We start from the raw sequence: 15,298 nt of genomic DNA on the forward strand, positions 1-15,298 counted from the left end.
GGGTGATGAATAAGATGAATCGGGTAGAAACAATAGAAAATTTGCTTAAGATAGCCGAGCAGACAAAACAGGTTCAGGCGGACCGAATTGAAATTGTGCTGGAAGAGCGCAGGGATGATCACTTTCCCTCTATGTCAAAAGCACTGATGGAAACCCGTTCCGGCCTGACCCGTCGTAAGTTAGATGAAGCAATTGCCCGGATGGAAGAAGCGGGACATCAATTTACTAAAAATAATGCCAATCATTACTCCATTACGCTGAATGAAGCACATATGCTGATGGATGCGGCAGAGCGCCCTGCCTTTCACGAGCGCCAAACCGGCAAGCGTAAGCCCTGGGTAGTGAATGTGCAGAATCAGAAAGGTGGCACAGGCAAATCAATGACCGCGGTTCATTTGGCGGCTTGCCTGGCCTTGGATCTGGATAAGCGTTACCGCATTTGTTTAATCGACCTGGACCCGCAAGGCTCTCTTCGTCTGTTTCTGAATCCGCAAATCAGTGTTGGCGATCAGGACAACATTTATTCCGCTGTTGACGTTATGCTGGGAAATGTGCCGGAAGATCAGGCAACGGACAAAGCCTTTCTGATGAATAATGTGGTTATGCCAACCCAGTACCCCAACCTGAAAACCATTGCTGCCTTCCCGGAAGACGCCATGTTCAATGCTGATGCCTGGCAGGATCTGGCTGTAAATCAGAATCTGGATATTGTGCAGTTGCTGAAAGAGCGGGTCATCGATCAGATAGAAGATGAATTCGATGTCATCATGATTGATACAGGTCCGCACATCGATCCATTGGTGTGGAATGCGATGTATGCGTCAAATGCGCTGCTGATCCCTTGTGCGGCCAAACGACTTGACTGGGCATCTACGGTGAATTTCTTCCAGCATTTGCCAACGGTTTATGAAATGTTCCCGGAAGACTGGCATGGCCTGGAGTTTATCCGTTTGATCCCTACCATGTTCGAAGATGATAATAAAAAACAGGTCTCTGTATTAACCGAAATGAACTATCTGCTTCAGGAGCAGGTGATGATGGCAACAGTGCCTCGCAGCCGTGCTTTTGAAACCTGCGCAGATACTTACAGCACCGTTTTTGATCTGACGACCTCTGATTTTGAAGGCGGTAAAAAAACCTTATCGACTGCCCAGGATGCGATTCAGCGGGTTGGCCTTGAACTGGAACGTGTCATGCATAGTCACTGGGCCAATTTGAACCAGGAGAAATAACAGGTGGCGATTAAAACAAACGATCTGAATGCCCGTCTGTTTGGTAAAGCAGATAAGCGCCGTGCGACCACAGTGGCCGAGGCGCAGAGTGCGGCAAAAGATAAAGCAGCAGTTATTGAACTGGCGGTTGCCGGTGAAACCACTGTGGCGTTTGAACTGGTAAAAGTGAAAGCCAGTGAGATTGGTGAACAGACTCAGGTGTTTGCCCAGAATGCCCGTGAACAGGCATTTTTAAATGAACATGCCTTAGCCGATATTCTGACAACACTGAAAGACCGGGGCCAACAGTATCCGGCTGTTGGCCGCTGGCTGGATGACGGTCGCATTGAAGTACTGGACGGTAGCCGGCGGCGGATGGCCTGTTTGCTGTCGCAACAGGATTTTCTGATTTATGTAGCCAAAGGCATCAACAGTGATCATGCCAAGTTTCTTTCCGATGTGGCCAATGCGCACAAACCACTGTCATTGTTTGAACGCGGCAAAGAAATGCAGGCTTTGCTCGCTAGCGGCAAAGTCGCTGATCAAAAAGCCTTGGCTCGATTTTGCCAGTGCAGTGAAGCGCTGGTCAGCGGAGCATTGAAAGCGGCCAGTTTGCCGATGGAACTGTTAATGGCTTACCCGAGCGTGAGTGAGTTAGGCCGGCCGACCATAGTTAAGCTGCATAAACTCTACTATTCATTAAACGATGAGCAGCAGAAAGCCTTTGTGAAGGAGCTGGCTCAGCAAGATAAACCTGTCTGGCAAAGTGTCGATGCGCAGGGTATTACACGCATTACCCGTGAAGTCACTAACCACATTGAGCATCTTGGCGAGTTAGTGCGTCCCAAAGTGCAGCAGAGCAGCAAACCTCAGCCGGTTGAGCTGGTGCGCGGACAAGCAAGCTATGTCAGAGATGGCGACAAGCTTCAGCTTAAGCTAAGCAAGCTCTCTGAACAGCAGGCTGAACACATACTTGCCTATCTGGCCGATTACCTCAATTAATCGCATCTTTGTTTGCCGTAAGCCACGTCTGATGACGTGGCTTTTTTTATTGTGCTTGGTAGTATACAGACCTGTTTCTTCTATCTATTGCTGCAGCATCAGAGGCCAGTATGTCTGAACTGTCTCGTTTCATTTCTGACTTAGTCAGTCGTGCAAAACAATCCCGTCATCGTTATCTGCTCTGTATTGAGAGTGAGCACAGCTGGGGAATTAACGCAGCTCTGCTCGCTCAGGCGCATTACTCTGATAGCCTGTGGCTGGGTGATGATGCGCCGCAGAACGTGCCATCGGTATCGACCAAAAAAGCACAAGCCTGGTTAGGACAGGATAGTGATTTTCTGACTGTAGATTTGCACCAGGGTCTGGCTATTGAGGCAATGGCTGCTTTGGCCGGCACCATCCGTGGCGGCGGGCTTATGGTGTTGTTGTTACCTGGCCCCAGGGACAGGTCAGGCGATTGGCAGTCCCCTTTCATGCAGCGCTTTTTATCTCAGCTTTCCAGTCATCATGTACTAACGATAAAACCCGGGCGCGATGGCAAGATGTGTTTGCCTCTGTTGCCTGAAGCACCTCCGGCCGTTAATGATATCGCTGAACGGCGTTATGGGTGCCTGAGTGATGAACAGGTCGATGCCGTTGAAGCAATCCGACGGGTAGTTACGGGTCACAGGCGCCGTCCCTTGGTTATCACGGCGGACCGCGGGCGAGGCAAATCATCTGCGTTAGGAATCGCTGCGGGTATTCTGATGAAGGAAAAGCCTCGCAAGATACTGGTGACCGCACCACGTCAGTGTAATGCCCAAACCGTATTCCGCCATGCGGCAAACATCTTAGGACTCGCGGCCGATTCGTCTTATCAGCTGGAACAGGATGGCAGTCAGCTCTGTTTTGTTGCACCTGATACCTTGCTGGCTGAGCGCCCTCCCGCGGATCTGCTTATCGTTGATGAAGCGGCGGCTATTCCGGCCCCGTTGCTGCAAAAGATGTTGTCGGGTTATTCAAGGGTGGTCTTCGCATCTACGATACATGGTTATGAAGGTACCGGACGGGGATTTGCTATTAAGTTCACATCTGTGCTTGACGCTATGACCCCGCAATGGCGTGCCTGCTCAATGACATCTCCTATTCGATGGGCTGCGGGCGATCCGATGGAACGCTGGCTTTTTGAGACGCTGTTGCTGGATGCCGAGCCGGCCTTTATTGCTGAGCCTGTGTCTGCCGCGGATGTTCAGTATCAGCGGATCTCGCCACTATGGCTGGCTGAGCGGCCGGACAGCTTATCCCAGTTGTTTGGTTTGCTGGTCAATGCACATTATCAGACCTCACCGAGCGATCTTAAGCAACTGCTGGACGATCCTGATTTAGCGATTTTTGTCGCTATAAAGGATGAGCTGATTGTGGGGTGTGTATTGCTTTCTCGTGAAGGTGGTTTCTCTGCAGAGCTTGCCCAAGCCATATGTCTTGGCCAACGCCGGCCCAGAGGGCACTTGCTCGCTCAGTCTGTCGCTGCGCACCTTGGGCTGTCAGAGGCAGCCAGCCAGCACTGTGGCCGTATTTTACGCATTGCCGTTCATGATAATGCGCGCAATATGGGGATTGGTTCAGCCTTACTGGCCCAGGTTCAGGGCTGGGCAGTGCATCATCAGCTGGACTTTTTGGGTACCAGCTTTGCAGCCAGCAGCGAATTATTACCATTCTGGCACAGCGCTGGCTATGTTCCGATTCGGCTGGGGATTGTTAAAGATGGTGCCAGTGGCTGTCATTCCCTGTTGTCTGTGCTGCCATTATCCGACGCGTCCAGGTCCTGGTTTGATACAGCAACATCTTCTTTCTCACTCAGTTTCCTGGCACAGGCTTGCGAACAGTTTCGGTTGCTTGATAGGGCTGTTTTTTTGCCTTTATATTCGTACTGCCTGATGCAGGCGGAATTACCGCAAATACCAGATATGGTATACCGCCAATTACTGCACTTCTCTCTGGGTGGGCTAGGCTACGACTTGCTTGTTGGTCAGTTGTCACTCTGGCTGCAGCACGGACTCAAGTCTGGCGAGTTGATGGATCAAAACGGCATTGAAGTGATGTTAGCCAAAGTGATTCAGCGTCAATCTTGGACTGAAATACAGGCGCAGTTTGGCTTTACAGGCAGAAAACAGGCAGAACTGTTTTTGCGTCACTTTGTGGGTAATGCGCTGCAAAATCATCCCTATTGATTGCAATTTACAGTGTAAATAGATCACACCTTACATTTACACTGTAAATTCCGGAGTTTTGACTAAAGTCGGCTGCCTTCGTTCTTTTAATGACGTTACTCTTACTTTGTTTCACTGAGGTTACAGGTTGGTGAGTGCTAACTTATTGGTTCGGGTTCTACGGAAAAAAGTTCAAGGTATTACCACTGAAACCACAAAATTAGACTAGAGTTATTTTACCTGAGCATGAAAAACGTACTGCTGATGACAAGTACAGGATAACTATTAGAATGCCGTTAAGGGGTAGGATATGAGTTTAGTTAAGGTAGAAAGCAAGGCAATGAGAACCTTGGCGGAGCCCGGTGTACGCATTGTTAAACCCAATATGACATTCAGCCTTGTGGCCGGTGGATTTGCGGCGCGATTATTGAAAAAAGCCAATAGCGCGTCAGGTCAGGCGGTTTCTGAAAGCGGTAATCTGGGTTTAAAAGTGCGATTGAATAAGTTGAGTAAGAATTGCATCTATTTCGCAGCCATGGTGCCGTTGGATTTATCTGCGTCTTATCAGTTGCAAGTTCAGGGGTTGAGAATGCTCGATGGCTACCTGACGGCAGAATCATCCGGTGATAATGATCTCCAACTGCCCTGTATTTATCAGTTTCATCCGAATGACTGGCTCACAGATGATGATTTGAATTGGTTAGGGATAGATTAGTTTTTCTTGAAACGCATTTTTGCGGGCGAGCAAGGTATCCTTGCTCGCTTTATTCTTTATCTCTGCCTGATCCGCAATAGTTCTGGCTGGGCTGACTGAACAAGGACCTGCTCAGTACGTTTCTGACAACCCTTTTCCCTGACATTCCTTTTTCCGCTCTTGCTCCCTGACTGCAAGTCCTGTCATTGCTTGTTGTGCGAAGTGTGACTCCCTTCTATGTCTACTCAATTGAAATTTCTGTAAGATTTAGATCCAAACGGGCTGCAGGGCAGGAAGAAGGAGCCTTCCATGACGGATTCAGTGCTGATGTTGGAGCCAGATGGCTCACAACTGCGTCTGGTTGTATCCAAACAAATGACAGATAATTGTCAGTCGCTACAGCGTGCCGATATTGAATCGTTACTGGAACAGTCAGATTACTGTGCTTATAGTCGCTTCGAGGAGGCGATTCAAGATGCAATCGACTATTACAACAATTCGGAATCAGACACCGGACAGTCGGCATTTATCATTGCTGAGCGAAAAGACGTAGAACTTGACATCTCCATTTCAGACGACTGTATGTTCGCTTATGTCACTCTGACTGGCGCATACGGGGGCGAGCGTCTAACGGCACAGGGGCTGATAGCCACACTGAAGCAGCATCGTATTCTGCGTGGTGTCAGCAAAAAACGTCTGCAATATCTCCTGCAGAAATCCTGGGAACTCGACCCGGGTGAAACCTTCACATTGAAAATAGCGGCTGGCCGGCCTGCCGTTGCTGGTGCTGATACCCGCTTTGAACCTCTAGTATTGGATGCTTCTCAGCGTATTCTTGCCCCTCAGGACAGTGATCACGGAAAAGTCGATATGCGTGATCTGGGTAAACTGATTACGGTTGAAATCGGCCAACCTTTGATGCGACGTATCCCACCTACTTCGGGTGAACCTGGTTATGATATTCATGGCAACCTGGTTAAGGCGGTTGCTGGTAAAGCCATTGCTTTCGATGTTGGTATTGGAACACGGATTTCTGAGTCCGATCACAATGTACTGATTGCCGATAAAGAAGGGACGCCGCGCCACGGTCTGACCGGTATGGCGGTGGATGACCTCTTAACTGTCGATAGTGTGGATGTCACTACAGGTCATATCGATTTTAACGGTGCGGTACTGATACTGGGTGATATCAGCTCAGGCATGAAGGTCAAAGCTGCCGGTAATATTACAGTGACAGGTGTGGTGGAACTGGCTGAACTGACTGCCGGTGGAAATATTACAGTCGCTAATGGTGTGATAGGACGGCTACAGGACGGCAAACCAGCCTACTGTCATCTGCAAGCGCAGGGTAAAGTCGCGGCCAAGTTTGCTCAGTATACGCAGATCGACTCTGGCTCAGATACTGAGCTGCACCTTCATCTGGCGCATTGCATGGTCACAGCCCAGGGGGTGGTCAGGGTTATCGATCCTGCGCAACGTCACGGTACTGTAACGGGTGGGATTATCGTCGCCGAGGGTGGTGTCAGTGCCAGAGTGTTAGGGGCGGAAGCCGGTATTGATACTCAGATAAAACTGTTGAGTCAGTTCGATGATCTCAAGACTGATATGGACGCCCTGAAAGCCGAAATCAAAAATCAGGAAGAGCGACTACATCAAGTTGTCCTGCTGCAGATGAAGCTCGCGAAAACACCGAAACAGAAACGCTCACATGAATTAGCGAATAAAGTGACAGACAGTAAAGAGCAGTTTATGGCGACGTTAGCAGAGATGAAGAATCAGTTCCAATCTTTGCAGCAACGTTATCTCCAGCAGTTGTCTGCTGCTCAGGTTGAAGTCAGTGGCTTGATATACCCAGGGGTATCGGTTCGTATTGCGGATAAAGAGTTTGTTGCAGAGCGGGAAATAACGGCTTGCCGAATACATTTAGAGCAACAGAAGATTGTGTGTCAGCCACTGAATACCAATCGCAGCCAGGTATGATCCGAGAGATTTACAGTGTAAATAGCCTAATGGCTGCTGATGTCAGAGGCTTGTATTTACACTGTAAATCGGGACGGTCGTGCTCGGCTCAGTTTGCCTTCCTGCTACTCTTTGAAATCCTGCTTATCTAACCCGTGTTTTTTCATTTTGTCGTACAAGGTTTTTCTTGCCAGAGCCAGTTCTGCCTGTACTTCTTTCAAGCGGCCATTGTGTCGGCGAAGTGCGTCACTGATTAAAGTGAATTCGAACTGGTGTACACGCTCACTCAGAGAGGGAAGAGGGGCATCAAGATCGAACGTTTGCTGTTGGTCAAAATGGTTACCAAGCAGTACCAATCTTTCTGACACTGTCCTAAGTTCGCGAACGTTTCCTGGCCAATCGTAAGCAAGCAGTTTACTTTTTTGTTCGGCATTGAGTAGTGGTGCTTCGATGTTATAGCGCGAAGCCGCAGTACGAATAAAGTTTTGGAATAATAATTCGATGTCTTCCTGACGCTCACGTAATGGGGGTAATGACAGTGCGCATTGCTTCAGGTGCCGGAAAAGCCCGTCAGAAAACTGCCCTTGCGAGGTCAGCGTATCAAGAGAGCGGCAGCTGCTGACTATCAGGCGTGTTTTGTTGTGGTTTGCAGGAGCGGCTGGCTGGGTGAGTTGGGCCTGTTGTGTAAGCTGATAAAGCAAGCGTTGTTGCGACACGGCCGCCAGCCGGTCGATATTTTCAAGATACAGTGTGCTGCCTTGCGCTTCAGACCATTTGCCGGCATGGCTGGCATCTCCGAAGCAAAGCTCTTCAAATTGCTGCTCGCTCAGATCCTGACACTTAAGCGATATCAAAGGCAGATGCTGCCTTGGGCTGTGGTCATGGATAAACTGTGCCACTAAGCGTTTGCCTGTGCCTTCTTCACCTTCAAGCAACACAGTCGATTCATCCTCTTGCAATTGGTAAAGGCTGCGTCGAAGTTGCTTAATGGCTAAGCTGTTGCCCAAAATACGAGGGCCAGGACTGCTTTGTGATGCCAGCTCTCTTTTCAGTTCCCGGTTCTCAAGGACCAGTTCACGCTTGTCGCAAGCTCGCTTGACAACATCGAGCAGATGCTCGGTAGAGAAGGGTTTTTCCAGAAAATCGTAAGCACCGATCCGCATGGCATCGACCGCGGTAGAAATATCGCCGTGGCCTGTCAGCATAATCACCGGCAGCTCTGCGTCAATCGCCAGTGCTTGTTGCAGAAACGTCATACCGTCCATACCCGGCATATTAATATCTGTGATGATGACGCCCGGAAATTGATTGTCGAAAACGCTCAGCGCCTGGCGGGCACTCGGGAATAACTGAACCTGATAATCTTCCAGTTCGAGAGTTTGTCCGAGCGAATCCCGGATTGCTTTTTCATCATCAATAAAGATGACTGGAGGTTTCATGCTTGTTCCTCTTTGCTCAGTGGCAAACTGATTTGAAACTCAGCTCCACCGCCTGTGTGGTTATGGACGGTCAAACTGCCGGAAAACATATCAAGGATACGGCGACAGATGGTCAGCCCCAGACCCAGGCCATCGTGCTTGGTACTGAAAAAAGGCGTAAAGATCCGTTGTTTCTGCGTGTCATCCATACCCGGACCATTATCCCAAAGGGTGATGACAGCGCGCTGGCGGCCAGCATGCAGGGTGATACCAATTTTCTTATCAGTGACCAGTTCCTGTGCCTGAATGGCATTTTGCAGCAGGTTCACTATTACCTGTTCAAACTGCACCGCATCGATGCGGACAAAGACATCGTCACTGAGATTGAGTTGCAGCGCAACTTGATGTTTGGTCAGTGGTGCCTGCATCAGCTCAATGGCATTTCGAATCGACTGGGCAGCATCAGTACTGCTGTTGAGTGACTGCCCTTTACGGGCAAAGATCTTGAAGCGGGCAATAATAGTGGAAATACGTTCGTTTAAATCAATGACCTGCTCAAGATTAGTGGCTACTGCCTGATAGCGCTCTTTCTTTAACAGTTTCAGGCCATTTTCACAATAAGTGCGCATCGCCGACAGCGGCTGGTTAATTTCATGATTGATGCTGGCTGAGAGCTCGCCCAGCATGGCCAGTTTGGCAGCCTGGATCAATTCAGTTTGTGTTTCTTTCAGCTGTGCCTGAGTCAGCTCGTATTGCTCAATAGCGTGCCACAACTTTTGGTTAGCCAGATGCAAATGTTGGGTTCTGTCTGCCACCTGATGTTCCAGCGTGTCGTTCAGCTCCGATAGTGCCTGCTTGGCACTGACCGTTTGCCACCAGTAAATCATGACAAGAATCAGCAACACGTAAAAGGCGATAAACAGCAATATGCTTTCAAATATATTGGTATAGATATGCATACTGGGGGTAAAGCCATAAATCACCCAGCCTGCCGTCGCCATGTCATGGTGAGCCAGCAAAAAGGACTGGCTGCGTTGCCGCTGCGGTAAGTACAGATCAGCCTGCTGGTTTGCATTCAGCGCCATCAGGCTCGGAAACCGGGTCAGGGGACTCAGTGAAGCATTACCGTACTGGCGGCTTGCTCTTACTTGTTGCTGCTGTGCTGCCGATAAGGGCACCAGGCTGTGATAAAGCCAATCATCCATTGAGCTGTAGAAAACGACGCCTTGCGGGTCGCTGATTACGTACTCCAGTTCCTGATATTGCCAGATTTCATTAACCAGATTGAGATCTATTTTAATGACAATTACCCCCTCGATCTGTTGTCGTGCGTCAAATACCGGGGCTGAGAAGAAATACCCTCGCTCGCCAGAACTGACACCAAGCGCAAAAAACTGACCGAGTGAACCTTTGATAGCGTCTGTAAAATATGGACGGTATGCGTAGTTGTTTCCGACGAAACTGTCGGCTTGTGTCCAGTTACTGGCTGCCAGAGTATCGCCCCTGGCATTGAGTAAATAAATGGTGTCAGCACTCAGTGTTTTTGCCCAGTAAGCCAGCAGCAGATTGGTTTGCAGCATTTTGGCATCGCGTTCACGCTGGGGACTTGTTTGTGCATGCAGTGAATCGAGTAACCTGGGATCATGGGCCAGCAGTTGGGGTAGTTGCTGGTAGCGGGTAAGACGCTGGTCGAGTTTTTCGCCGAGTAACCGGATATCAGAGGTAATTTGTTCTGATAGCGTACGCGTGAAGTGCTGTTGGGTCAGGAAACCGATAAGCACAGACAGTAGTATGCCCAGTCCGGTTATCAGGCCCAAGGTACGTGATTTTGGCAAAATCGGCGCCCTGTCTGAGTTAAAGTGGAATATGCAAAATTAGCATCTTTCGCTGGCGGGCACTAAAGCTTATGTTTATCAAATTGATCGTGATCCTTGTATCGCCTGTTACTCGCAATAAAAACCGCTTACTTTGCAGGAGGTGCTTGTTTTTCCACACACTAAGGCGGACAATTTGACGCATTAACCAGTCCATGCCTGAGCTCACTGAATCATAGTATTGGTGAGTGCTGGCAGTCAGTAAACGGAGAATACAATGGAGCTGTCTGATATTCGTCGCGAGTACACTCGGGGTGGGTTACGCCGCCACGATCTGCCGGAACAACCGATTGAGCTTTTCAATCATTGGCTGCAGCAGGCCATTGAAGCGGGTCTGACCGATCCTACGGCAATGACGGTGGCAACAGTCGATGCAACGGGCCAACCTTTTCAGCGCATTGTATTGCTGAAACATTTTGATCAGCAGGGTTTTGTTTTTTATACCAATTTAGGCAGCCGGAAGGCGTCTCAGATCGAGCATAATAATAAGATCAGTCTGCACTTTCCCTGGCACCCGCTGGAGCGACAGGTTCATATTACCGGGGTCGCGGAGAAACTGACCACGCTGGAAGTGATGAAATACTTTTCATCGAGACCCAAAGAGAGCCAGATTGCAGCCTGGGCCAGTAAGCAAAGTACCCGATTAACCGCCCGTCAGGCGCTGGAAGGCAAATTCATGGAAATGAAGAAGAAGTTTTCCTCAGGCGAAGTTCCTTTTCCAACTTTCTGGGGTGGCTACCGTGTGAGAGTGACGTCAATGGAGTTCTGGCAAGGTGGTGAGCATCGCCTGCACGACCGTTTCCTGTACGAGCGTGAAGGTGACAATTGGCATATTGACCGTTTAGCGCCGTAAACAGACATAACAAGGCCACCGGGAAGGTGGCCTGATTATAACTGTTATTCTTTCAGAATGATGGATAACTGGCTGGTCAACATGCTTTCGGGAATGTGTGAGCCAAAACCAAGATCTAAAGCTAAATCAATCAGCTCATTTTTTGAATTGGCATTAAACTTTTCGCGCAGCTTAATTACGTAGTTTTCAACTGTTTTCACTGAAACGTTGAGCACCTTTGCAATGTACTGGGGTTTTTTACCGTAAAGCAGTAAGAACAGGACTTCAGATTCCCGCGTATTGAGCTGAACTTTTTGGCGGTGAAGATCAAGACTGAATGATTTTTGGTGTTGATCATTCAGACCTGCTGCCCTGCAAATCCAATGACCGACTTCAAGAATCGCGGTATCTTTCAGTTCGATGCCTGAAAATATGGTGCCGACGACTTCATTCTCTTCATTACGCCACGGCATTTTCGTGAACAAGTGTGCTCGCCAGTTACCATCTGAGTACGGGTGTATATCCAGTACCCGCATGCGCTTTTCGCTGACAATGACTTGATTGTCCTGATCTCTGAAGTTTTCTGCGCACTCAATGGTGGGGCATGGCATGTCGAAATCTGTGCGTCCAACGCAGTCTAAATGGTGTTCTACGCCTATAATTTTGCCATATTCATGATTGGCATAAACAAATACAGAGTCTTTATCTTTACAACCCCAACATCCAGGAAGCTGATTAAACATGTGTAACAAAGTGGGATCGAGTGAATCTTTCACGCTTTAAGCCAGAGTTTATTATTTTGATGGGCGGATTAGGTCTGAGTTTAATGGAAGCGCAGAATGTTACAATATTAGCTGACCGAAAAATTAGACAAGTATGGAATAAAATAGAAAAAAATGCCGGCCAAACTGACCGGCAAAGACAAGAGTTTTACTCCGAAGAGTTCAATCCTGTACGACGTGTAGAAGAGGTATCCAATCAAGTTTGCATCTTTGATAAGAGGGTATATATCAAAGAACCTCATTGGGATGTATCCGGTTAGGATACTGCAGCCGATTTCAGAAAGGGTTTCTTTAACCGCCTACAGTTGCAACTATAGTGAAGCGGTCTCTTTTCGTTAAGGGGGGAAATCACCTATTGACAATAAGCGATGGCTGTGATTTGAGAGTGATTACCGTTTGCAATATGATACTGAATGCTATTAAACGATAAGAAATGAGCGCTTAAGATAATAAAAAATCGACCTTAGGTCGATTTTTTTTGCGTCTAATCTCGAATAAATACGCTGGTAGCTCATAAATATGCAATCAGACAGTAAGTGTAAATATAAAAAGTGATACTACTCAAAAAAATAATAATAACTATAAGCAACAAATAAGGCGGGAAGACTGGAATACAGAGTGGCGATCAACGCGGCCTTAGGGGCGAGTGCAATGGCGGGGAAGAGCGCATCACCATCATTGCTCAGCGCATTGCCCAGCTGTGCCGATATGGGGATCGCGCCGTGAAGATAAAAGCTCGTGATGAGAATTTGCGGCCCGCAGCCGGGAATAAGGCCAATTAATACGCCGGCTAACGGCAGTGCAGCACTCCAGTGGCTGAGTGATGCGGCTATATCCCAGCCTGTCAGCTTGATGGCGACTTCAAAACAGAGGAAAGCACTAATCACCCAGGTTGTGACAAAATTCGTGTCCTGAGCCACACGCTGAAACAGGCTGGCTTTGTCAGATTTCGGATCTTCAGAAACGGCATCCTGATAACCCTGGATGTCGCGGCTGAGTGACCAGAGCAGCATGGCGACCAGGGCAAAAAACGCGCCCAGTACAGTGATGCTACCCTCGGGTAAATGTAACAATGCATCTGTGTTGAGTTGAAACGATCCCATCAGGGCGATCACTGCACTGGGAATCAGCAGCCATTGCCAGAAGGTGCCCTGCCAGCGAACCGCCGGTACCTGGTAACCCGATGACGTCGCGCGACAACACGCTGCTGTAGCTTCTGAGTGTTGAGGTTGCAAAAAAGCACTGCCATGAAGGGTATCGACCAGCCACCCACTGAGCATGCCAACCACTAAACCGATCGAAATAATGAACAGTCCGGTGCTGGGTTTAGCCGCAAGCAAAAGAAAAGCGGCATCCCCCATCGTGGCTGTCAGCACGGCGACAACAGAGCCAAAGCTCAACTGACCACGGACAAATTGCGTGATCACTATGATTGCCCCACCGCAGCCGGGCAACGCACCCATTACAGATGCAAAGACAACCTGATATCGCCGGCTGTTTTTTAGCCGTAAGGTGAAAGCGGACTGATGGTTCAGCCTTTCTGACAGCCAATGATACAGCGCGAGAGTGATGGCGACGTAGGCGGCGACTTGCCAGAACGCATCGGCAAGCACACTGACTGTCAGCTCACGAGTTGCAGGTGCAGCCAGCATGGCCACCAGCAAGACGGGAAGAACGAGTCGCTTATTGGCAAGACGCCAGCGATCACCCAGTTTGTGGAATGGCGCGGATTTAACCTGAGATGTCATAGTCACTCTCAAACAATACTGAATAGGAATAGTTCTTATTTAATACCAGATGAGAGTGATTATCAATTCTATTATTGAATCACAAATCAGATAATTCCGACTGTTTTTAGCAAAGTCAGGCCAAGGCTGCAGGTGAACATAGAGCCAAGTGTGGTCATCGCAATGATATTGGCCGCCAGACTGGCATTGGCCCCCATTGCTCGGGCCATCACATAGCTTGCAGCGGCAGTCGGCGCGGCACTCATCAGAAAGATAATGCCCAGTTCTGTGCCTCGGAAACCGTAGCAATAGCCAGCGAAGGTGATCAGTAGCGGAGCGATGATCAAACGGGCACTGGTCGAAAGGTTGGCATTGCCCGACTCCTGTTTCAGCTGTCGCAGATCCAGGCTGGCACCGGTACACAGCAGCGCCAGAGGTAATGTCATGTCGGCAAAGTACCGGCCCGACTGCATCACAACATCCGGCAGGCGGAGATCCAGAAAAGTAAAAGGAAGGGCACTGCAGATACTGATGATCAGGGGATTGGTGATGATCGACTTCAGTACGAAACGATGATCAAGGGACGTATTGGCGGCACTGGAACGGCTGAGTGTGATCACCGCCATGATGTTATAAAGCACAGTGATCACGGCAACATAAAGGGCACCGACCACTATACCGGGCTCACCGTACGCATTGGCCACATAAGCCAGACCTATGATCCCCGTATTGGCTCGAAAAGCGCCCTGAACAACCACGCCACGTTCCGATGGTTCCTTGATCATCTTTCCGGCGATCATTTCAAATAAGAGGAATACCGCCATGTTAGCTAACGTGGCAAAGATAAAAAGCTCCCCGCTGCCCAGCTGATGTACATCGGCATTGACCAGATTGAGGAATAATAACGTGGGCAGGGTCACAGTAAATACCAGTCTGGAGCCAGCCTGGGTGAAGGCATCATTGATGATTCCCCAGCGTTTTAAGGCTATTCCCAACGCCAGCATGATAAAAATAGGGCCAGTAACGGTAAATGAAAATGAAAGCTGCGTGAGAAATTCGCCCATTGCGTGTCCTTTCCACTCGGGTAAACAGCCATACGTTTTATCACAAAGCATTTGAGGCAACAGCAACTAACCGGTTTATCTGTAACATTTTTTATCCTCCCTCTTTCGCTGCCGCAAGGTAAAGGGAAGGGAAAATGTTGGTTACAAGCCGATATGGGCAGGTGTTTACACTGGAAAGATGATCAAGCAAGGATAAATAACGGCCTTTGTCATTTCGACTGGAAAGATGATCAAGCAGGATCCCGGGTAATTTAAGAAACCAGGGCAAGGCATCAGCCGCAAATGCGCGGAAGTATGATCAAGCTAGCTGGTTTGAAAAGCAGATGCATTGGTCATCCCGGAAGGAGACAGCACAGCCAGAGCGGATAAATTATCAAGCAATATGTTTTTATGTAATTGATTTTTATGGCTATTTTGTTTTCTCATGATGAGGGGACAGATTTATTGCCGGGATTCCATTTAGCGTGAATGCCAGCCACTGTGATGGCTGAAAATTCAGCGGGATAAAATCCAAATGACATTGACCGTAAAAAGTTGAGTCTTGAT

The 15,298-nt window shown here is 48.8% G+C and carries 12 protein-coding genes; 7 read left to right on the top strand and 5 right to left on the bottom strand.

The features are described 5' to 3' along the window. Positions 1–14: 14 nt before the first annotated feature. From H511_RS0105565 to H511_RS22680, 5 genes are all read left to right on the top strand, one after another. On the top strand, positions 15–1,232 hold the full coding sequence (locus H511_RS0105565) for an AAA family ATPase (protein WP_027251412.1): 1,218 nt from the start codon (positions 15–17) through the stop codon (positions 1,230–1,232). A gap of 3 nt (positions 1,233–1,235) precedes the next feature. Then, positions 1,236–2,213, top strand: a complete 978-nt coding sequence (locus tag H511_RS0105570) for a ParB/RepB/Spo0J family partition protein (RefSeq protein ID WP_027251413.1) — start codon at positions 1,236–1,238, stop codon at positions 2,211–2,213. Between the two features lie 110 nt (positions 2,214–2,323). Beyond that, entirely contained in the window at positions 2,324–4,423 is a 2,100-nt protein-coding gene (locus H511_RS0105575; RefSeq protein WP_027251414.1) for a tRNA(Met) cytidine acetyltransferase TmcA, read from the top strand. Between the two features lie 289 nt (positions 4,424–4,712). After that, complete coding sequence (locus H511_RS0105580) at positions 4,713–5,117, top strand: hypothetical protein (RefSeq protein ID WP_027251415.1); 405 nt, start codon at positions 4,713–4,715, stop codon at positions 5,115–5,117. A gap of 288 nt (positions 5,118–5,405) precedes the next feature. Further along, on the top strand, positions 5,406–7,076 hold the full coding sequence (locus H511_RS22680; protein ID WP_051287917.1) for a FapA family protein: 1,671 nt from the start codon (positions 5,406–5,408) through the stop codon (positions 7,074–7,076). A gap of 104 nt (positions 7,077–7,180) precedes the next feature. Here H511_RS22680 and H511_RS0105590 read toward each other — a convergent pair whose 3' ends face one another. Both H511_RS0105590 and H511_RS0105595 read right to left on the bottom strand, forming a co-directional pair. Next, positions 7,181–8,494 carry a sigma-54-dependent transcriptional regulator gene (locus H511_RS0105590; protein WP_027251416.1) on the bottom strand — a complete coding sequence of 438 codons (1,314 nt, stop codon included), beginning with the start codon at positions 8,492–8,494 and terminating at the stop codon, positions 7,181–7,183. Next, positions 8,491–10,308, bottom strand: a complete 1,818-nt coding sequence (locus H511_RS0105595; protein ID WP_027251417.1) for a sensor histidine kinase — start codon at positions 10,306–10,308, stop codon at positions 8,491–8,493. Before H511_RS0105595 ends, H511_RS0105590 begins: the two co-directional genes overlap by 4 nt. Before the next feature lie 256 nt (positions 10,309–10,564). On the opposite strand from H511_RS0105595, the gene pdxH reads away from it, so the two are divergent. Then, a complete protein-coding gene (gene pdxH, locus H511_RS0105600) occupies positions 10,565–11,200 on the top strand; it encodes a pyridoxamine 5'-phosphate oxidase (RefSeq protein ID WP_027251418.1) in 636 nt (211 codons plus the stop codon). A gap of 44 nt (positions 11,201–11,244) precedes the next feature. On the opposite strand, the gene H511_RS0105605 is transcribed toward pdxH, so the two are convergent. Continuing rightward, entirely contained in the window at positions 11,245–11,955 is a 711-nt protein-coding gene (locus H511_RS0105605) for a helix-turn-helix transcriptional regulator (protein ID WP_027251419.1), read from the bottom strand. Here H511_RS0105605 and H511_RS0105610 point away from each other — a divergent pair. After that, a complete protein-coding gene (locus H511_RS0105610) occupies positions 11,943–12,221 on the top strand; it encodes a hypothetical protein (RefSeq protein WP_027251420.1) in 279 nt (92 codons plus the stop codon). The two genes, H511_RS0105605 and H511_RS0105610, sit on opposite strands and share 13 nt — an antisense overlap. Before the next feature lie 297 nt (positions 12,222–12,518). Here H511_RS0105610 and H511_RS0105615 read toward each other — a convergent pair whose 3' ends face one another. Then, entirely contained in the window at positions 12,519–13,709 is a 1,191-nt protein-coding gene (locus H511_RS0105615) for a putative manganese transporter (protein WP_027251421.1), read from the bottom strand. A gap of 86 nt (positions 13,710–13,795) precedes the next feature. After that, positions 13,796–14,752 carry an AEC family transporter gene (locus H511_RS0105620; RefSeq protein WP_027251422.1) on the bottom strand — a complete coding sequence of 319 codons (957 nt, stop codon included), beginning with the start codon at positions 14,750–14,752 and terminating at the stop codon, positions 13,796–13,798. Positions 14,753–15,298 lie beyond the last annotated feature (546 nt).

The organism is Photobacterium halotolerans DSM 18316 (genome assembly GCF_000425165.1).
In the GTDB taxonomy this organism is placed as follows: domain Bacteria; phylum Pseudomonadota; class Gammaproteobacteria; order Enterobacterales; family Vibrionaceae; genus Photobacterium; species Photobacterium halotolerans.